This window comes from Corynebacterium sp. CMW7794 (genome assembly GCF_001563605.1).
In the GTDB taxonomy this organism is placed as follows: Bacteria; Actinomycetota; Actinomycetes; order Mycobacteriales; family Mycobacteriaceae; genus Corynebacterium; species Corynebacterium phoceense.
Window position 1 is genome coordinate 49,850 of record NZ_KQ961781.1, and the last position, 19,124, is coordinate 68,973.

A 19,124-nucleotide genomic window follows, 5' to 3' on the forward strand; every position below is an offset into this window, starting at 1 on the left:
CTCGATTCTAGCGCGTGCGGGGGCTAGAGACCGGCGGCGGCGCGCAGCAGCGGCGCACGCGAGGTGTCCTCCCAGGGCAGGTTCACGTCGGTGCGGCCAAAGTGACCATACGCGGCGGTCGCGCGGTAGATCGGACGCAGCAGGTCAAGGTCCGCGATGATCTTGTGCGGGCGCAGGTCGAAGACCTCGTTGACGGCGGCCTGAATCTGGCCGTCGGTGAGCCCGTTCTTGGCGGTGCCGAAGGTCTCGACGTAGAGGCCGACCGGCTGGGAGCGGCCAATGGCGTAGGCCACCTGGACCTCCGCGCGGTCCGCGAGCTCAGCGGCGACGATGGTCTTCGCGACCCAACGCATGGCGTAGGCCGCAGAACGGTCGACTTTGCTCGGGTCCTTACCGGAGAAGGCGCCGCCGCCGTGGCGGGCCATGCCGCCATAGGTATCGACGATGATCTTGCGACCGGTGAGGCCCGCGTCGCCCATAGGGCCGCCGAGAATGAAGGAGCCCGACGGGTTGATGAGCAGCTTCGTCTGCTCGTCGTAGTAGCGATCAAGGTCGTTGGCCTTGATGACGTACTCGACGACCTCGGTGCGCAGCGGCTCGACGAGCCACTCGCGGTCGACCTCCGGATCGTGCTGGGTGGAGATGACGATGGTGTCGATGCGCACCGGGTTTTCGTCTTCGTCGTAGGCGAAGGTGACCTGTGTCTTGCCGTCCGGGCGCAGGTGCGGGACGATGCCCTCCTTGCGCACGGCGGTGAGGCGGCGTGCAAGGTGGTGAGCCGTGGAGATAGGCAGCGGCATGAATTCCGGGGTCTCGTTCGTGGCGTAGCCAAACATGAGGCCCTGGTCGCCGGCGCCGGTCTGCTCGAGGTCGTCACCGGCCTCGCCGGAGCGAATCTCGTCCGCGACATCGACGCCTGCGCCGATCTCCGGGGACTGTTCGCCAATGGCGACGTTGACGCCACAGGTGGTGCCGTCGAATCCGACGTCGGAGGAGATGAATCCGATGTCGACGAGGGTTTTGCGCACGAGTTGCGGGATTTCGACATAGCCCGTCGTGGAAACCTCGCCCACGACGTGGACCTGGCCGGTCGTTACGAGGGTTTCCACGGCGACGCGGGCGTGGGGGTCTTTCTCGAGCAAGGCGTCGAGGATGGTGTCGGAAATGGCGTCACAGATTTTATCGGGGTGGCCTTCAGTGACCGACTCAGACGTAAAGAGTCGGGTCGCGGTCACGGCGTTATTCGTCACGTTATGTGTGTCCTTTGTATAACAGGGGTGAATAGACGGCGCATGGTTCTGGCCCCAAGCGTTGACAAAGGGCAATATTAGACCAAGCGGTCTATCTTGGCAATTAACGCGGCCTACTCCGAGGCAATTGCATTCACGGCATCCAAGATCTGGGCCGCGACCACCTGTTTACTGCCCAGCTCCACAACGGTCGGCTCAGCACCGCGACGCAGAATCCAGCCCGAGTTCGTCGTCTGGCCGAGTACTTTGCCCACGCCGACCTCATTCGCCATGAGCACGTCGCAGCCCTTGCGTTCAAACTTCGCGCGCGCGTAATCGAGCGCCGAATGCATCGCATCGCCCGTCTCCGCAGCGAAGCCAGCGATGACGACGCCGTCTTTGAGCTCACCGGCGTCGCGGCGCGCGACGAGCCCTTTGAGGATGTCCGGATTCTCCACGAGGTGCAGCGTCGCAAGCTCTTCGTCCGCGCTCCCCTTCTTCATCTTCGAGTCGGCGACGTCCGCGGGACGGTAGTCCGCCACAGCCGCAGCCATGATGATGACGTCGGCCTCCGGCGCGCGCTCGTTCATGGCGGCTTCCATCTCCCGCGTCGAGCCCACGCGTACAATCTCTGCGCCCGAGGGAGTCTCCAACACGTCCGTCGCGCCAGCCACGATGGTCACGCGCGCGCCACGCTGCGCGGCAATCTCCGCCAACGCATAGCCCTGGCGCCCCGACGAACGGTTGCCAATATAACGCACTGGGTCCACGTTCTCCTGGGTGCCGCCAGCCGAGATAAGCACGCGACGACCCTCCCAGTCGAAGGGCGTGCGATAACCGGCGAGCTCCGTGCGGACAAACTCCGCAATCTGGGACGGCTCCGGCAGGCGTCCTGGGCCAGAGTCCTTGCCCGTGAGTCGGCCATGTGCGGGCTCCATGACGGTCACACCGCGGCGGCGGAGCGTGGCGACGTTCTCCCGCGTGGCCGGGTTGTTCCACATCTCCGTGTGCATGGCAGGCACGACAATGACAGGACACGTGGCCACGAGCACCGTCGCAGTGAGCAAATCATCGGCGCGTCCGGCCACGAGGCGTGCAAGGACGTCGGCGGTAGCGGGCGCGATAACGACGGCATCGGCATGCTGGCCCACGTTGACGTGCTGGACCTCGTCGACGGCATCGAAGACCGTCGTGGAGACAGGATGGCCGGACAGGGCCTCGAAAGTCGCGGCACCGACAAACTGCAACGCGTTGGGCGTAGGCACGACGCGCACGTCGTCGCCATGCTCTTTCAAGTCGCGCACGAGATGGCAGGCTTTATAGGCGGCAATGCCTCCGGCGACGCCGACAACAATTTTTCGAGGTAATGCAGAAGCGGAAGAAGTCACGGGCCAATACTACGCGAAACCCCGCGTCCGGCCCGTGAAACGGGTAGACGCGGGGTGGTCGCGACGGAGCGAGCGGCTTACTTTCCTTCCTCGTGGTCGAGGAGGCCAGCCTGAATCTCGCGCAGGGCGATAGACAGCGGCTTCTCGCCCGGCTCCGGGGTTACCAGCGGGCCGACGAACTCGAAGACGCCGTCGTCCTGCTCCTGGTAGTAGCTGTTGATCTGTCGCGCGCGCTTCGCGGCGAAGATAACCAGCGCGTACTTGGAAGAGACCTTCTCCAGCAGCTCATCGATCGGTGGGGCGGTAATGCCCGTGGGCGGATCGAAGACCGGCTCGACCTTGGCCTCGTTGTTCACGGCGGTCACGTTAGTCACATGCACCTTTTCGTCAATTGTGGTTGTGAAAGAATTCTTTGGGCAGTCTCCGCAGCTTAAGCGGACTCTCCTTGCAGGATAGCACTGATAGCTGCGACGGCGTCATCGAGATTTTCGTTGACGATGACGGTGTCGAACTCATCTTGTGCCGCCAGCTCCTTGCGGGCTGTCTGCAGCCTGCGCTCAATGACCTCCGGCGTTTCCGTACCGCGGCCGGTGAGACGCTCGACGAGCACCTCCCAGGACGGCGGAGCCAGGAAGACAGTGTGAGCATCGGGCAACGCAAGCTTGACGTTGCGTGCACCCGCCAGGTCTACTTCCACCAGCACGGGACGGCCGGCCGCGCGGGCCTCCGCCACAGGGCCTGCCGGCGTTCCAGAACGCTGCAGGCCTCCGTGAATCTCTGCCCATTCCAGCATGGAGCCGGAATCGATCTGAGATTGAAACTCCTCCGGAGTAACGAAGAAGTAGTCGACCCCATCGCGTTCGCCGGGACGGGGCTGGCGCGTCGTCATGGACACGCTGAAGTAGAGCTGGTCTACGTCGTTGCGCAGGCGCTGGACCACAGAGGACTTACCCACGCCGGCAGGGCCCGCCAGAACGACGAGCTCACCGTGTGTTTGTGCTCCAGACACTTCTGCCTTCTTCTAGGTCCGGGGTTTAGGACTCGTAGCCGAAGTGCTCGAGCAGGGCACGACGCTGACGGTCGCCCAGGCCGCGCAGACGGCGGGTCTGAGCGATCTCGAGGTTGTCCATGATCTCCTTGGCCTTGACCTTGCCGACCTTCGGGAGAGCCTCGAGGAGTGCGGACACCTTGGTCTTGCCGATGATCTCGTCGGTCTCGGCCTTCTCCAGGACCTCCTTGAGGTTGGTCTCGCCGCGCTTGAGTGCTGCCTTCAGCTCAGCACGAGCCTTACGGGCCTCAGCGGCCTTTGCGAGTGCTTCCTTGCGCTGCTCGTCAGTCAACTTAGGGAGTGCCACTTCGGTATCCTCCGATATTTCTAGGTGATTAATGGGTCTGCTTGGCGCTACAGGCGCCGAAGTTCTCGGTAAAAACTGCCTCTCAACGGGGCAACTCGTGCAAGTTACATCCATGGAAGCATACCGACTTCTGGCAATCCTAGCACCGGTTTTGTTCCTGCGACGATAACAGGGCCGAACGCGCCGCCACTAGTGCGACGTTGTGGCACGTCATCGCGCTGCGTGTCATAAAATACCAGCACAACGGCCTAAGGATTAAATCGAGCTGGAATTTTCTTGAAAAAACTCCCCTACCTGCGCAAATACTCCGGCCCGAAAACGCACAAAGAGCCCGGATGGCCTGCATCCGGGCTGCTCAAGGCGGTAAAAACTCTAGGCTTCCGCTCTAAACTCCGCGGCCTGGCTGCGCACCGCGTCGCACAGCGCGTCGACGCTCGGCCCGTGGCGCAGGACGGAGCGCGAAACATTGGCAAAGCCAAGCTCCGGCGCCGCCTGGGTAATAGCGAGCACGTCGCTTGCCGATGCCCCCTGCGCGCCGACGCCCGGCAAGAGCACCGGGCCGCCCAGGGCGTCGAGGACCGGCGGCTGCGCGAGGGTCGCGCCGACGACGACACCGACGTTGCCGGGGCGTCCAACAGCCGCGTGCGGCGCGTTATACGTTGCCGCCTCGTCGACCATGCGCTGGGCGATGGTGCGGCCGTCCGCGTCCGTGATGGACTGCAGCTCGACAGCCTCCGGGTTCGACGTCGCGGCGAGGACGAAGACGCCGCCGCCCACACGCTCGGCCGTCTCGAAGACCGGTGCCAGCGCGCCAATGCCGAGATACGGCGAGACCGTCACCGAGTCTGCGCGCAGCGGCGAGGTCTCCCCCAGCCACGCATCCGCGTAGCCGACCATGGTGCTGCCGATGTCGCCGCGTTTGGCGTCCGCAATCGTGAGGCAGCCCGCGTCGCGCAGGTCCGCGAGCGCGCGCTCGAGAACCGCGAAGCCCTGCGAGCCGAAGCGCTCGAAGAACGCGACCTGCGGCTTGACCACCGCAGCCGTCTCGGCAAACGCCTCGACACACGTCTGCGTGAACGTGCGAAGGCCATCGACGGTGTTGTCGAGGCCCCAGGCCTCGAGCAGGTGAGCGTGTGGGTCAATGCCCACGCACAGACGCCCACGATCGCGGCCGGCGGCGACGAGACGCTCACCGAACGTCGCATCGCTCCGCGTCACCGCGCTGTGCTCGGTGACGGAGTTATTTGGCTGGGGCATGCTCGAGCTCCTGGAGGGAACGCACGGTGAGGTTGCCCTGGCGCAGGGCCTCGATGCCCTGGACCGCGGCCGTAACACCCTGGACCGTGGTCACGCACGGGATGCCAGCCTTGACGGCAGCCGTACGAATCTCGTAGCCGTCGTGGCGAGCGCCTGCCGAACCGGCCGGGGTGTTGAGCACCAGGTCGATGTCGCCGGAGAGGATCTGGTCACGAATGGTGGCCTTGCCCTCGGGGTTCTCGGAGACCTTGACCGCGACCTCGCACTCGACGCCGTTGCGGCGCAGCATCTGGGCGGTACCGCGGGTAGCGACGATTTCGAAGCCCATGAGCGCCAGGCGCTGAATCGGGAAAATGAGCATGCGCTTGTCGTGGTTGGCGACGGAGACGAAGATGGTGCCCTCGGTGGGCAGCGCACCGAACGCGGCGAGCTCGCCCTTGGCGTAAGCCGCGCCGAAGTTGCTGGCCAAGCCCATGACCTCGCCGGTGGACTTCATCTCCGGGCTGAGCAGCGTATCGAGCGGCTGGCCATCCGGGCGACGGAAGCGGTTGAACGGCAGGACGGCTTCCTTGACCGCGATGGGGTGATCGAGCGGCAGCGAGCCGCCGTCGTAGTTCTCCGGCAGCACGCCCTCGGCACGCAGCTCCTTGATGGAGGCGCCCATCATGATGCGCGCGGCGGCCTTCGCCATCTGCACGCCCGTCGCCTTGGAGACGAATGGCACGGTGCGCGAAGCACGCGGGTTGGCCTCGATGACATAGAGGATGTCGTCCTTGAGCGCGTACTGGACGTTCATGAGGCCCTTGACGCCAATGCCGTGGGCCAACTTGCGCGTGGACTCGCGGACGTTCTCAATGTCCTCCGGGCCGAGCGTCATCGGTGGAAGCGCACAGGAAGAGTCGCCGGAGTGAATGCCGGCTTCCTCGATGTGCTCCATAACGCCGCCCAGGTAGACCTCGTCGCCGTCGCACAGCGCGTCGACGTCAATCTCGATGGCGTTATCGAGGAAGCGGTCGACGAGCACCGGGTGGTCCGAGGTGATCTCGGTGGCGCGGTCGATGTAATCCTGCAGGGAGGCCTCGTCGTAGACGATCTCCATGCCGCGGCCGCCCAGGACGTAGGACGGACGCACGAGCACCGGGTAGCCGATTTCCGCGGCGACAGCCTTGGCCTCGTCGAAGGAGGTGGCGGTGCCGAACGCCGGTGCCGGGAGCTCCGCACGGCTAAGCACCTGGCCAAACTCGCCACGATCCTCGGCGAGGTTGATGGCGTCGGCCGTGGTGCCGACAACCGGGACGCCAGCCTCGGTGAGCTTCTCCGCGAGGCCCAGCGGGGTCTGTCCGCCGAGCTGGACGATGACGCCCGCGACGGTGCCGGAGGTAGCCTCGGCGTTGTAGACCTCCATGACGTCTTCGAAGGTCAGCGGCTCGAAGTAGAGGCGGTCGGCCGTGTCGTAGTCGGTGGAGACGGTCTCCGGGTTGCAGTTGACCATGACGGTCTCGTAGCCCGCGCGGGAGAGCTCGAGGGCTGCGTGGACACAGGAGTAGTCGAACTCAATGCCCTGGCCGATGCGGTTCGGGCCGGAGCCCAAGATGATGACCTTTTCGCGGTCGCGCTGCTCGGCAACTTCGGACTCTGCATTCGGGTCGAGCTCGTAGGCCGAGTAGTGGTACGGCGTCTGCGCCTCGAACTCGCCGGCACACGTATCAACCGTCTTGTAGACCGGGCGAATGCCCAGCGACCAACGCAGGCGGCGCACGCCGTCCTCGCCCGCGAACTCGGGGCGCACGGCGGCAATCTGAGCGTCAGACAGGCCCATGTACTTGGCCTCGCGCAGGAGGTCTTCGTCGAGCACGGGGGCATCGGCAAGCCGCTCGCGGAAGTCGACGAGGGCTTTGAGCTCGGCAAGGAACCACGGGTCAATCATGGAGTGCTCGAAGACCTGCTCGACGGTCGCGCCCAGGCGCAGGGCGAGCTCGACGTCGTACATGCGGCCCTCGGTCGGGGTCTCGAGGTCCTTGAGAACGGCCTCGACGTCGGTGGCGCGGTCGCCCGCGAAGTACTCGTCCGGTCGGGTCCAGAAGCCAGCCATCTTGGTTTCCATGGAACGCATGACCTTGTTGAGGCCCGCAATGTAGTTGCGGCCGATACCCATGGCCTCGCCCACGGACTTCATGGTGGTGGTGAGCGTGTCGTCCGCACCCGGGAACTTCTCGAAGGCGAAGCGCGGAGACTTAACGATGACGTAGTCGAGGGTCGGCTCGAAGGCGGCCGGGGTCACGCCGGTAATGTCGTTGGTGACCTCGTCGAGGGTGTAGCCGATGGCGAGCTTGGCAGCGAGCTTCGCGATCGGGAAACCGGTGGCCTTGGACGCCAGCGCGGAGGAACGGGACACGCGCGGGTTCATCTCGATGACGATGATGCGGCCGTCGTTCGGGTTCACGGCGAACTGGATGTTGCAGCCGCCGGTATCGACGCCGACGGCGCGAATGATGGCGATGCCGAGGTCACGCATCTTCTGGTACTCGCGGTCCGTGAGGGTAAGCGCCGGGGCGACCGTGACGGAGTCGCCGGTGTGAACGCCCAGGGCGTCGACGTTTTCGATGGACGCGATGACGACCACGTTGTCGTCACCATCGCGCATAAGCTCGAGCTCGAATTCCTTCCAGCCGAGAATGGACTCCTCGATGAGTACGTTGGCTTCCGGCGAGGCGGCCAAGCCACCGCCGGCGATGCGGTCGAGGTCTTCGTTGTTAAACGCCAGACCGGAGCCCAAGCCACCCATGGTAAACGACGGGCGGACGACGACGGGCAAGCCCAGTTCCTTGACGGTCTCGTGGACTTCGTCCATGTTGTGGCACACGCGGGAGCGCGCGGACTCGCCGCCGACGGAGGCCACGATGTCCTTGAACATCTGGCGGTCCTCGCCGCGCTCGATGGCCGGAATGTCCGCGCCGATGAGCTCGATGCCGTACTTCTCAAGGATGCCAGCACGGTCGAGCTGGATGGCCGCGTTGAGCGCCGTCTGGCCGCCCAAGGTGGCGAGCACGGCGTCGATCTTGTGGCCCTCTTCGATTTCCTTCTGGAAGACCTTCTCGATGTAGGCCGGATCGATGGGCTCGATGTAGGTGTGGTCCGCGAACTCCGGGTCGGTCATGATGGTGGCCGGGTTGGAGTTGATGAGCGTAACGCGCAGGCCTTCTTCTTTGAGGACGCGGCAGGCCTGGGTGCCGGAGTAGTCAAACTCGCAGGCCTGACCAATAACGATCGGGCCAGAACCGATGACCAGGACGTGGTTGATGTCGTTGCGCTTAGGCATGAATTTCTTTCTCTTCCCTTTTCCTGGTTGCTTACTTGTGGTCGTCCATAAGCTGGATGAACTGGTCAAACAGCGGGTTGGCGTCGTGCGGGCCGGCGGCGGATTCCGGGTGGTACTGCACGGAGAAGGCCATGCCGGACTTGAGCGCCACACCCTCAACGACGTCGTCGTTGAGGCAGGTGTGCGTCACGAGAGCCGGGCCGAAGTCGGTGTCGAACTCGGCGCCGCCGGCGGGCTTGCCCTCGCCAGCCGGGTTTTCGAGCGCGAAGCCGTGGTTCTGTGCGGTGATATCGATCTTGCCCGTGAGGTGGTTCTTCACCGGCACGTTGATGCCGCGGTGGCCGAACTTGAGCTTGTACGTGTTCAGCCCAAGTGCGCGGCCCAGAATCTGGTTACCGAAGCAGATGCCGAAGAACGGGGTGCCAGACGCGAGGATGTCGCGGGTGATGGCGACCATCTTGTCTGCGGTGGCTGGGTCACCCGGGCCGTTGGAGACGAACACGCCGTCTGGGTTGTACTGCTTGATGTCCTCGTAGGGCGTATTCGCCGGAACGACGACGGTTTCGATGCCGCGCTTGGCGAAGTTATTCGGCGTCGAGGTCTTAATGCCCATGTCATAGGCGACGACGGTGAACTTCTTCTCCCCCTCCGCCGGGACGGTGTAGGGCTCAGTGGTGGAGACGTCCTCGGCCAGGTCGAGGCCCGCCATAGACGGCTGTGCCTTGACCTCGGCGAGCAGCTCCTCGACGGGGCGCTCGGCAGCCTCGCCGGAGAAGACGCCGGCGGCGATGGAGCCGAAGTTGCGCAGATGGCGCACAAGAGCGCGGGTGTCGATGCCGCGGATGCCGACGATGCCCTGCTTCTCCATCTCCTCAGGCAGCGAGCGCGCCGCACGCCAGTTAGAGACGCGGTGTGCAAGGTCGCGGATAACGAGGCCGGCGACCCAAATCTTCGAGCCGTGCGACTCGTCGTCCTCGTCGTTCCAACCGGTGTTGCCAATCTGCGGCGACGTCGCGACCACGATCTGGCGGTGGTAGGACGGGTCGGTCATGGTCTCCTGGTAACCGGTCATACCGGTGGTGAACACTGCCTCGCCGAGCGTGGTGCCGGTCTTGCCAAAGCCGAAGCCGCGGAAGACCTTGCCATCGGCAAGAACGAGCACGGCGGGGATAGGAGCAGAAGTCAAGGTTTCATCCTTTGATGTTGCGTTCTGTGATGTAGATCGGGTTGTGCTATTCATTATGGTCTGGTTCCGCCTACTCGGCAGCAGATTCGTCAGCAGCCACGTCGTACGTGAGCGAGCCGCGCAGGAAGGTGTGCGTGACGCGGGCGTTGAAGTGCTCGCCAGCGTACGGGTTGTTCTCGGCCTTGGACGCGAGGTGCTCGACGTCCGAGGTCCAGGGGCGCTGCGGGTCGACGATGGTGAGGTTTGCCGGCTCCCCCACCGCGATCGGGCGACCGTGGCCCGGCAAGCGGGTGATTTCGGCCGGTCGCTCGGACATGACGCGAGCGACGAAGCGCCAGTCGGCCAGGCCGGACTCGACGAAGACCTTCGCGATGACGGCGAGCGAGGACTCGAGGCCCAGCATGCCGGGCTTGGCGTGCTCGAACTCCACGCACTTGTCTTCCGAGCCGTGCGGCGCGTGGTCCGTGGCGACGCAGTCGATGGTGCCGTCGAGCAGCGCATCGCGCAGTGCGAGGGCATCGTGCTCCTCGCGCAACGGCGGGTTGACGCGGAAGAGTCCGTCGTAGTCGGCGATCTTCTCGTCGGTGAGCATGAGGTGGTGCGGGGTGACCTCGGCGGTGAGCGGAATGTCCTGGCCCTTCGCCCACTTGAGCAGCTCCACCGTACCCGTCGTCGAAGCGTGGCAGATGTGCATGCGATTGCCGTAGTCGCGTGCAAGCAGCGCGTCGCGCGCCACGATCGATTCCTCGGCGACGCGCGGCCAGCCACGCAGGCCCAGGCGTGCGGCGACCTCGCCCTCGTGGGCGACAGCACCCTCGGTCATACGGGAATCCTCGGCGTGCTGCGCGAGCAGGACGTCCTGGCCCTTGGCGTACTCGAGGGCGCGACGCATGATCTGCGGGTCCTGGACGCACTTGCCGTCGTCGGAGAACATGCGGACCTTGGCGTCCGAGTTCTTCATCATGCCGAACTCGGTAATGGTCTTGCCCTCGAGGCCCTTCGTGATGGAGCCCACCGGGTGGACGTCGCACACGCCGAGCGCCTGGCCCTTGGCCCACACAGACTCGGCGATGATGGGCTGATCCATCACCGGCATGGTGTTCGCCATGGTAAACACGGCCGTGAAGCCGCCCTTTGCCGCGGCGCGAGAGCCGGTCTCGATGGTCTCGGTATCCTCGCGGCCCGGCTCGCGCAGGTGCACGTGCATGTCCACGAGGCCCGGCAGAAGCACGTGGCCCTCGCCGTCCACGACGCGGTCTGCACTCGCGTCCGCGTCGGCGTTCACAGACTCGATGAAACCGTCACGCACGAGCACGTTGACGGGCTCGCCCTCGCCATACGGGCGGACGTTGGTGATAAGCAGCGTGCCGGCGGCGGGTGCGGACAGGCCACCGGTCGCCGGGAAGTTCTCAGGTGAAGTCATAATCTACTGAACGTCTTTCTGTACTCGAACCGGTTAGAATCCAGCATTCTCGCCGTTGGCCAGGAGGGTAAACAGGACGGCCATGCGCACGTGCACGCCGTTGTTGACCTGCTGCAAAACAGCGGAGCGCGGTTGATCCGCGACCGCGTAGTTGATCTCCATGCCGCGCAGCATGGGACCTGGGTGCATGACGATGGCGTGGTCCTGCATCTTCTTCGCACGGTCCTTGGACAGGCCGTAAAGCGCCGCGTATTCGCGGTGAGACGGGAAGAAGCCGCCGTTCATGCGCTCGGCTTGGACGCGCAGCATCATGACCACGTCGGCATCGACAAGCTCGGCGTCGAAGTCATAGGAGACGCGCACCGGCCACTTCTCCACGCCAAACGGCATAAGCGTAGGCGGGGCGACGAGGGTGACCTCGGCGCCGAGCGTGGTGAGCAGGTCGACGTTGGACCGCACGACGCGGGAGTGGAGGCAATCGCCCACGATTTTGACGCGCAAGCCTCGGAAGGAGGCGGCATCGGAAAGCCCGAGACGCTGGCGCATGGTGGTGGCGTCGAGCAGTGCCTGCGTGGGGTGCTGGTGCGCGCCGTCGCCGGCATTGATGACGGACGGGCCGTCGCCATTGGGGGCGACCCAGCCAGCGAGCTGCTTTGCTGCGCCCGAGGACGGGTGGCGAATGATGATGGCATCCGTGCCAATCGCCGAAATAGTCAAGCCGGTGTCCTTGAGGGACTCGCCTTTCTTCACCGACGAGCTCGCCGCGGAGATATTGATGACGTCCGCGGACATCCACTTGCCGGCCGTCTCGAAGGAAGAACGGGTACGCGTGGAGTTCTCATAGAACAGGGTGTAAACCGTGCGCCCGCGCAGGGTGGGCAGCTTCTTCACTTCGCGGCCATTAATGGCCTCGCGGAAGCGGTCGGCCTCGTCCATGAGCCCCAGGATCTCGTCTGCCGTGAGATCCGCGATATCGATGAGGTGCTTCATTTACTTGTCCTCTTCTGCTTTGCGCGTTAAAACAACCGCATCGCGGCCGTCAATGGCCTCGATGAAGACGGTGACATCCTCGTCGCGGGCCGTGGGAATATTCTTGCCCACGTAATCGGCGCGGATGGGCACCTCGCGGTGGCCACGGTCAACGAGGCAGGCGAGTTGGATGATGTCCGGGCGTCCAATGTCGCGCAGGGCATCGAGTGCTGCGCGGATGGTGCGTCCCGAATACAACACGTCATCGACAAGGATGACCGTGGCGTTATTAATGCCGCCGTCGGGGATCAGCGTGGGGCGCAACGCGCGGTGCGGCTTGCCGCGGAGATCGTCGCGGTACAAGGTGATATCGAGTGCCCCGGCCGGAATTTCCACCCCCGAGAATTCCTTGATTTTTTCAGCCAGGCGCTCCGCCAACGGCACGCCACCAGAGGGAATGCCAAGTAGCACGACGCGTGGTGCGTCGGCCGAATCGAGCGCCGTCTTTTCAATGATCTGGTGCGCGATGCGTGCAACGGTGCGCGCGACGTCATCCGAGCTGAGCAGCTCAGTTGCGTCCGCGGTAGCGTTATCAACACTCATCGTGACCTCCTTCCCCGCCTCACGGTGCGGTCTTTAAAGGATGCCTATATATGTGTGTCCTCAAATCGAACGACTCCAACTGTAGCACCCACCCGCCGTAATGGGGGTACCTCGACTAGAGTGGACGGAGTTCTTACGGCGCCGCCGCGCGTCCTCCCCGTCCAAGGAAGAATCCACCCCGTTGAGTTTTGAGGCTTCCCACGTCATCGACGCACCCCGCGAGCTCGTGTGGCAATGGCACACTCGCCCCGGCGCCTTAGCGCGTCTTACCCCGCCTTTCTTGCCCGTGACCCCGCGCCGCCAGGCCGAACGGCTCTCCGATGGCACCACGGTCCTCGGCTTTCCTGCGGGTCTCACATGGGTCGCGCGCCACGATCTCTCCCGCTACCAGCGCGGCCGCAGCTTCGCCGACGTGTGTATCAACGCGCCCATGCGCAAGCTCGCGAACTGGCGTCACACCCATACCTTCGCGGACTTTGAGACGGCCAGCGCCGCCCTGCGAGGCGAGCGCACACTCATCACCGACACCGTCGACACGCGTATTCCGGCATCGGCGCTGACGCCGATGTTTGCCTACCGCCAGCGCCAGCTCATCGCGGACTTCGACTTCCTCGCGCGAGTGCAGAGTATCAACGGTGCGGCCCGCCCGCTTACCGTCGCTATGACCGGCTCCCGCGGCGCCGTGGGTCGTGCCCTGACGGCACAGCTCACCACCGCCGGTCACACCGTCATCCAGCTCGTGCGTTCCAAGGCCAAAGAGGGCCAACGCGTCTGGAACCCCGCGAATCCTGCGCCCGATCTCCTCGCGGACGCCGACGTCCTTATTCACTTGGCCGGCGAGCCCATTTTCGGCCGCTTCAACGACTCCCACAAGGCGGCCATACGCGACTCCCGCGTGGGTCCCACGCGCAAGCTCGCAGAGCTGGTCTCCCGCACGCAGTCTGTCAAGACCTTCGTCTCCGCCTCCGCCATCGGCTACTACGGCCCTGACCGTGGCGATGAGCTCCTTACGGAGTCCTCGGACTCCGGCGACGGCTTCTTGGCCGAGGTCTGCCGCAACTGGGAGGCCGCCACGGCGCCTGCTGCCGATGCCGCCCGCGTTGTCCAGGTCCGCACCGGCGTCGCGCTCACCGGCAACGCCGGGTTGCTTCCGCTGCTCCGCGCGCTCTTCCACACAGGCCTGGGCGGCACCTTCGGCGACGGCGACTTTTGGCTGAGTTGGATCGCGCACGACGACCTCACCGATATCTATTTCCGTGCCGCGATCGACGACGCGCTCACCGGCCCCGTCAACGCCGTAGGGCCGGAACCCGTTCTCAACCGCGACATGGCGCATCTGCTGGCAAAGGAGCTCGGCCGTCCCGCTATCATCCCCATCCCCACCCTCGGTCCGGCCCTGTTGCTCGGCCGCGAGGGTGCTCAGGAGCTGGCGCTGGCGAACCAGCGCGTCGCGAGCGAGAAGCTCACGCCTGCGAACCACACGTACCGCTTCGAGACGATAGCCGCGGCGCTCGCCCACGAGCTTGGCGGCGAGGAACTCGTCGCGCTGCCTGCCGTCTAAGGCCGCTCGCCACGCCACACGCCCGCATGCCTTAAGCTGGTGGGCGCACTCTATCGACACAAGTTAAGGATTCACGTGACTTCACCCGAGCAGAAGATCCTGCCGGATACCGAGGTATCCCCCGCGACGGTCGCCCGTATCGCGGAGATTTTTGACCAGCAAGGACTGCAGTACCGCACCGAGGAGCACCAGCACGAGGACGGCTCGACCGTCGAGGTCTTCCGCTCCGGCTTCGCGAACACCGCGATTGCCATGCAGGTGCGCGAGGACACCCTCATCATCGACTCCATCTGGCGCGGCCAGGTACCGGTTTCCGAGGGCCCGACCATCCTCACCCACATCAACCAGTGGAACGCCGAGCACTTCGCGCCCACGCTGCGCTTCTACGAAGGCGGCGCGGACGAGAAGGCACTCGTCGTCTCCGCCGTGCGCGAGCTCACCATCTCCGAGGGCGTTTCCCGCAATCAGCTCGGCGCCTTCGTCATGTCCTCGCTCAACTCCATCCTGGAGGCGTGGACCTTCATCGAATCGCAGTACCCGCAGCTCGTGACCTGGGAGGAACACAAGCATGACTAATCAGCAGACCCTCAACCCGGAGGATCCGAATTCGTTGCCCGTCGTGACGCTCGAGCGCGTTATCGACGCCATGGCGACCTTCGACGTCACCCTCGACAAGATCGAGGGCCGCGACGACTCCGCCACGGCGAACCTCAACGGTCTGCCCTGCCTATTCGCAGTGCTCGACTCCGTTCTCATCGTCCGCTGCGACGTGCAAACGGACGCGACCTTCTCGCAGGCGGACGCCGGTCTCTTCCTCGCCGCCAACCAGATCAACTCGGTGCAGATGGGTGCCCGCGCCGCCATCACTGATTTCGACGACTCGCTCGTCGTGCGCACCGAGCGCGACATTCCGGTCGCCGCCGGCATGAACGACACGCAGCTCGCCGCCGCCCTCAAGGCCGCCGTCGACGGCGTCATCGGCGCCCAGAATGCCATGGTCGCCGCCGCAGAGGAGATGGCAAAACTCGGTTCTGAAGCCGCCAACCAGGCTCAGAACGGCGAATAGCAATGGCCTCCAACGCTCCGTCTCACGCGGCCGACACCGAGGTACAGCCCGTCAACATTCACCGCCTCGTGGAGATCTTCGAGCTCCTCGGCGCAGACTACGTGCTCGTCTCGGCGCCCAACGACTCCGAGACTGACCCCGAGACCGACACGGATGCCGATGCTGCGGCCGCCGCGCCGGAGGACGAGCGCATCGTCCTCCAGACCGGCCTGCCGCATCTCACCATCCACTTCGACATTCAGGATGACACCCTGAGCGCCTTTGCGACGTGGGAGGGCCGCCTCGACGCGTCCGCGGAGGAAACTGTCGCGCCCATCATTGCGGACTTCAACTGGCAGATGGTTGCGCCGACGCTGAGCTACGCCTTCAGCGACGGTCAGGGCAAGCACCCCACCGAGCAGATCGTCATCAACGGCAACCGTGCGATGGCCATCGGCGAAGGCCTCAGCCGCAACCAGCTGGGCACGTTCATCCTGAGCGTCTTTGGCAGCTTCTCCGCCGCTTTTGAGGCCGTCGCGCAGGCCTTCCCCCAGGCCGTCACGTGGAACGAGGAGGACTAGTTCATGACTGATGCAACTCAGCAAGCACCAGAGTTCGAGAACCCCTACGAATTCTTCTCCCACACTGACCTTCCCGCCGTCACCCTCGAGCGCGTCATTGCCTCGCTCAACGAGGACGACTTTGGCGCCGTCGCCCACCCCGAGACTCCGAATATGGCCGTCGCTCAGCGCAACGACCTTGACTGGGTGTTTAGCATCACCGACGAGCTCGTGCGCGTCGAATGCGTCCTGCCCACCGAACTCGACTTCGCCGAGATCGCCCCGGTCTTCCACGTCATCACCAACGAGCTCAATGCCGCCGCCTTCGACGGCCGCGCGCTCGTGGGCGACGTGGACGGACACGCGGAGCTGCGCGGCGACGCCACGTTCACGGCCGGCCCGGGCATGAACGATGATCAACTCTTCCACGCACTTAACTACGCCGTCTTCGCGGCGCAGGAAGCACTGCTGGGCACGCTCGACAACTTCAACGAATTCGCCCGCACCGTCCAGGAGCGCGACGCCGAGTAATACGCACACCCGCTCACACGCTCATCCAAAAAATCCCTTCAGCACATATAAGCTCTGCCCGCCGCACCGAGCGGGCCCGTTATATGTCCTGAAGGGATATGTACCACCTAAGACTCCTCGATACGCGTGCGCACGGTCTCTGGATCACACTCCGCCGCCGGCCATGGCAGGTCCGGGTGACGCAGCACGTCGACGATGAGGAACATGAGCGCCATGCGCGCGTACTTCTTATTGTCCGTGGGGATGACGCACCACGGCGCGTGGTAGGCATCGGTGCATCGAATGGCGTCCTTATAGGCGGCCATGTAATCATCCCAATAGGCGCGTTCCTCGACGTCGGACGGGTCGTACTTCCAGAACTTGTACTCACGCTCGGCGCGCTCGAGGAGGTTCTCTTTCTGCGCCTTCTTCGACAGGTGCAGGAAAACCTTAATGATGTGGACGCCGGACTTGGCGAGCTCACGTTCGTAGTCCTTGATGGCCTCAAAGCGGCGGTCGATCTCGTCTTCATCAACCCATGTGTGGACACGCTGGATCAGCACATCCTCGTAGTGCGATCGGTCAAACGCGACCACGTGGCCCGGCTTGGGGTCGTGCTTGCGGATGCGCCAGAGAAAGTCGTGCTTCATCCCTTCCTCGGTCGGCTTGCCAAAGCCCACGGAGTCCGTGCCCTGCGGATCAAACGTACTGAACACGTGGCGAATGACACCCCCTTGCCGGAGGTGTCCATGCCCTGCAGAATGACGAGCACCGAGGGGGCCTTCTCCCCGTAGGCACGACCATTGGCGTAGAGCTCCTCGTCGTAGTGACTGGGGCGCGCGGCCAGTTCGTCCTTGTCTCCGTCAAAGCCCGGCGTGGAGCTCGGATCGACGGAGGACAGCTCGACGTTCTTTCCGGCGCGCAGCGCTAGCGCGTCGGCAATCTTAAATGTCGACATTCCCCCACTGTAAGCGTGAGCCCTTCCCTTTTGCCTCGAATCACGCTACGATGTAATACATAGTAGTTGGCACAACAAAGGAGCTTGCATGGCAGATACACAGCTTCGCAAAGGCGTGTTGGAACTCATCGTTCTGCGTTCCCTTCACGTCAGCCCCGGCTACGGAGGCGCGCTTCTCGAGCGGCTCAACGCGCAAGGGCTCGAGGTCTCCTCCGGCACCCTCTACCCGCTCCTCGCGCGTCTAAAGAAAGCCGGATACCTCACCAGCCGCTGGGAGGAATCCCCCAGCGGGCCACCACGCAAGGTCTACGTCGTCACCGACGCGGGCCGCACTCAGCTCGCCGCTCTCACCGCCGAATGGCAGACCCTCACCACGATCGTCGACACCATCCTGAAAGGGCAGTAACCATGAAACTCTACGATCCCACCACCCACCGTTTCCTCGGTATCCCGGCCGACTTCTCGGGCCTTACCAACCCCGCCGCGCGACCCGGCGCCTTCGAACCGGAGAACCCGAAGCTCCTCGTCCCGCGCGCCGCAGGCATCGGCTGGGACTTCAACATCGGCGCCATTGCCAGCCGCCTAGGTCTCATCCGCCCCGACGACTCGCTCCCCGACCTCGAGGCCCACATCCCAGCCACCACGATCGCCGTCCTGCGCGGCGCACCGTGGACGCTCCTCGCCCTGAGCACCGCAGCGGTCCTCCCCGCCATCAAGGACGGTCGCCCGCTTCCCCAGAAGTGGTCAGCCACCTTCGCCCCCAAGAAATGGACGAGCCCCGCCCGCGCCATGCTGAGCTCCATCCTCCCCGCCGCAGCCGTCGCTGGCTTCGCCGAGTGGACCACGCGCCGCGACAACAAGCTGGACGTCACCGGCAGCCTTCTCGCGACCAGCCTGGGCGCCATGTCCCTGCTGCTCACTCTCGCCGCCCGCCAGGCTGCCGATGCCCCCGCTACCGCCCGCGCGCTCAGCGCCGCCGGCACGCTCGCCCTCCCCGTCGTCGAGGTCGCAGGCTTCGTCGCCGTCATCAAGTCGGCGCTCGCTCAGGTCGACCGCGAGCTCAAGCGCCCAGCATCGTCCGTAGCTGCGGCGTAAGGCCCGCGCATTCGACGCGCGCCGCCGGCGTGTAGTCGGCGGCACGCAGCCGTCCGCGTCGCACGGGCCTAGGCTTACCTTCCGGACTGCACGGCGTGGTCTCCCCGTCGTCCGGCAGCAGCTCGTAGCCCAGCTTGCGAGACACGCTTTCCGATGCCGCGTTCCCCACGACCCAGTCACTCGCAATGCTCGCCGCTCCCAGGTGGTCAAAGCAGAACTGCGCGACGGCATGGCGCACCAACGTTCCGAAGCCTTGGCCCTGGAACCGGTGGAAGACCCACGAGCCGGTGCTGACCTCGCGCGTATGCGCGAAGTCGCTGCTACGCATGTCGACGACGCCAATAGGCTCGCCGCCTGCGGTCACCAAGAAGTCGAGCGACCACTCTTCGGAGCTCAAGTTCGCACGGTTAAACCAGCGATGCTGCGCCGAAGACTGCGGCGAATTATGGAAAACCCACGGAAACGCGTGTTCGGGCACATCGTCGCCGTAGACGTCGTGGACGCCCACGCCTGCAATACGCGCGACGTCTTCGTCGCGCAGGACGCGCACAGCAATCTCGTGCCGGTCATCGCGCGCCGCAATGCGCAATCCAAACGGCGGCCACATGTCCACCAGTGCAGCTTCGGAATCAACAGTCATGCGCAACATCGTACTGCGCGCACCAC

General features: G+C 64.7%; 19 protein-coding genes and 1 pseudogene. 7 read left to right on the forward strand and 13 right to left on the reverse strand.

Going from position 1 to position 19,124, the window contains the following annotated elements; genetic code table 11:
• Window positions 1-23: 23 nt before the first annotated feature.
• From metK to pyrR, 11 genes are all read right to left on the reverse strand, one after another.
• Window positions 24-1,250, reverse strand: a complete 1,227-nt coding sequence (gene metK, locus HMPREF3227_RS12155) for a methionine adenosyltransferase (RefSeq protein WP_066493180.1) — start codon at window positions 1,248-1,250, stop codon at window positions 24-26.
• Window positions 1,251-1,363: 113 nt separating this feature from the next.
• Window positions 1,364-2,617, reverse strand: coding sequence for a bifunctional phosphopantothenoylcysteine decarboxylase/phosphopantothenate--cysteine ligase CoaBC (gene coaBC, locus HMPREF3227_RS12160; RefSeq protein WP_066513358.1), 1,254 nt, complete (start codon window positions 2,615-2,617; stop codon window positions 1,364-1,366).
• A gap of 77 nt (window positions 2,618-2,694) precedes the next feature.
• Window positions 2,695-2,991, reverse strand: coding sequence for a DNA-directed RNA polymerase subunit omega (gene rpoZ, locus HMPREF3227_RS12165; RefSeq protein ID WP_066493173.1), 297 nt, complete (start codon window positions 2,989-2,991; stop codon window positions 2,695-2,697).
• A 56-nt stretch (window positions 2,992-3,047) separates the two neighbouring features.
• Window positions 3,048-3,626, reverse strand: coding sequence for a guanylate kinase (gene gmk / locus HMPREF3227_RS12170; RefSeq protein WP_066493168.1), 579 nt, complete (start codon window positions 3,624-3,626; stop codon window positions 3,048-3,050).
• A gap of 25 nt (window positions 3,627-3,651) precedes the next feature.
• The gene (gene mihF / locus HMPREF3227_RS12175; RefSeq protein WP_066493167.1) at window positions 3,652-3,972 is read right to left on the reverse strand and encodes an integration host factor, actinobacterial type; all 321 of its coding nucleotides are present in this window, start codon (window positions 3,970-3,972) and stop codon (window positions 3,652-3,654) included.
• A 372-nt stretch (window positions 3,973-4,344) separates the two neighbouring features.
• Entirely contained in the window at window positions 4,345-5,190 is an 846-nt protein-coding gene (gene pyrF / locus HMPREF3227_RS12180) for an orotidine-5'-phosphate decarboxylase (RefSeq protein WP_197418412.1), read from the reverse strand.
• A gap of 22 nt (window positions 5,191-5,212) precedes the next feature.
• Window positions 5,213-8,548, reverse strand: a complete 3,336-nt coding sequence (carB, locus tag HMPREF3227_RS12185) for a carbamoyl-phosphate synthase large subunit (protein WP_066493161.1) — start codon at window positions 8,546-8,548, stop codon at window positions 5,213-5,215.
• Between the two features lie 31 nt (window positions 8,549-8,579).
• Window positions 8,580-9,788, reverse strand: a complete 1,209-nt coding sequence (carA, locus tag HMPREF3227_RS12190) for a glutamine-hydrolyzing carbamoyl-phosphate synthase small subunit (RefSeq protein ID WP_066513361.1) — start codon at window positions 9,786-9,788, stop codon at window positions 8,580-8,582.
• A 16-nt stretch (window positions 9,789-9,804) separates the two neighbouring features.
• Window positions 9,805-11,157 carry a dihydroorotase gene (locus tag HMPREF3227_RS12195; protein ID WP_066513364.1) on the reverse strand — a complete coding sequence of 451 codons (1,353 nt, stop codon included), beginning with the start codon at window positions 11,155-11,157 and terminating at the stop codon, window positions 9,805-9,807.
• 33 nt (window positions 11,158-11,190) lie between these two features.
• Window positions 11,191-12,147: an aspartate carbamoyltransferase catalytic subunit gene (locus HMPREF3227_RS12200; RefSeq protein WP_066493151.1), complete on the reverse strand. Its 957-nt coding sequence runs from the start codon at window positions 12,145-12,147 to the stop codon at window positions 11,191-11,193.
• On the reverse strand, window positions 12,148-12,729 hold the full coding sequence (pyrR, locus tag HMPREF3227_RS12205) for a bifunctional pyr operon transcriptional regulator/uracil phosphoribosyltransferase PyrR (RefSeq protein WP_066493149.1): 582 nt from the start codon (window positions 12,727-12,729) through the stop codon (window positions 12,148-12,150).
• 181 nt (window positions 12,730-12,910) lie between these two features.
• On the opposite strand from pyrR, the gene HMPREF3227_RS12210 reads away from it, so the two are divergent.
• The 5 genes from HMPREF3227_RS12210 to HMPREF3227_RS12230 all read left to right on the forward strand — a co-directional run bounded on the left by HMPREF3227_RS12210 (window position 12,911) and on the right by HMPREF3227_RS12230 (window position 16,426).
• Entirely contained in the window at window positions 12,911-14,290 is a 1,380-nt protein-coding gene (locus HMPREF3227_RS12210; protein WP_066513365.1) for a TIGR01777 family oxidoreductase, read from the forward strand.
• 75 nt (window positions 14,291-14,365) lie between these two features.
• The gene (locus HMPREF3227_RS12215; protein WP_066493144.1) at window positions 14,366-14,866 is read left to right on the forward strand and encodes a YbjN domain-containing protein; all 501 of its coding nucleotides are present in this window, start codon (window positions 14,366-14,368) and stop codon (window positions 14,864-14,866) included.
• Complete coding sequence (locus HMPREF3227_RS12220) at window positions 14,859-15,356, forward strand: YbjN domain-containing protein (protein ID WP_066493143.1); 498 nt, start codon at window positions 14,859-14,861, stop codon at window positions 15,354-15,356. The genes HMPREF3227_RS12215 and HMPREF3227_RS12220 overlap by 8 nt, the downstream gene beginning before the upstream one ends.
• A gap of 2 nt (window positions 15,357-15,358) precedes the next feature.
• On the forward strand, window positions 15,359-15,916 hold the full coding sequence (locus HMPREF3227_RS12225) for a hypothetical protein (RefSeq protein ID WP_066493138.1): 558 nt from the start codon (window positions 15,359-15,361) through the stop codon (window positions 15,914-15,916).
• Between the two features lie 3 nt (window positions 15,917-15,919).
• The gene (locus HMPREF3227_RS12230) at window positions 15,920-16,426 is read left to right on the forward strand and encodes a hypothetical protein (protein ID WP_066513369.1); all 507 of its coding nucleotides are present in this window, start codon (window positions 15,920-15,922) and stop codon (window positions 16,424-16,426) included.
• Window positions 16,427-16,533: 107 nt separating this feature from the next.
• Here the strand turns inward: HMPREF3227_RS12230 and HMPREF3227_RS12235 are convergent.
• A pseudogene (locus HMPREF3227_RS12235) lies at window positions 16,534-17,363 on the reverse strand (PPK2 family polyphosphate kinase).
• An 88-nt stretch (window positions 17,364-17,451) separates the two neighbouring features.
• Here HMPREF3227_RS12235 and HMPREF3227_RS12240 point away from each other — a divergent pair.
• Together HMPREF3227_RS12240 and HMPREF3227_RS12245 are read left to right on the forward strand one after the other, a co-directional pair.
• Entirely contained in the window at window positions 17,452-17,769 is a 318-nt protein-coding gene (locus tag HMPREF3227_RS12240; protein ID WP_066493136.1) for a PadR family transcriptional regulator, read from the forward strand.
• A gap of 2 nt (window positions 17,770-17,771) precedes the next feature.
• Complete coding sequence (locus HMPREF3227_RS12245) at window positions 17,772-18,458, forward strand: DUF5808 domain-containing protein (protein ID WP_066513371.1); 687 nt, start codon at window positions 17,772-17,774, stop codon at window positions 18,456-18,458.
• Here the strand turns inward: HMPREF3227_RS12245 and HMPREF3227_RS12250 are convergent.
• A complete protein-coding gene (locus tag HMPREF3227_RS12250; RefSeq protein ID WP_197429533.1) occupies window positions 18,424-19,098 on the reverse strand; it encodes a GNAT family N-acetyltransferase in 675 nt (224 codons plus the stop codon). The two genes, HMPREF3227_RS12245 and HMPREF3227_RS12250, sit on opposite strands and share 35 nt — an antisense overlap.
• Window positions 19,099-19,124: the final 26 nt, after the last annotated feature.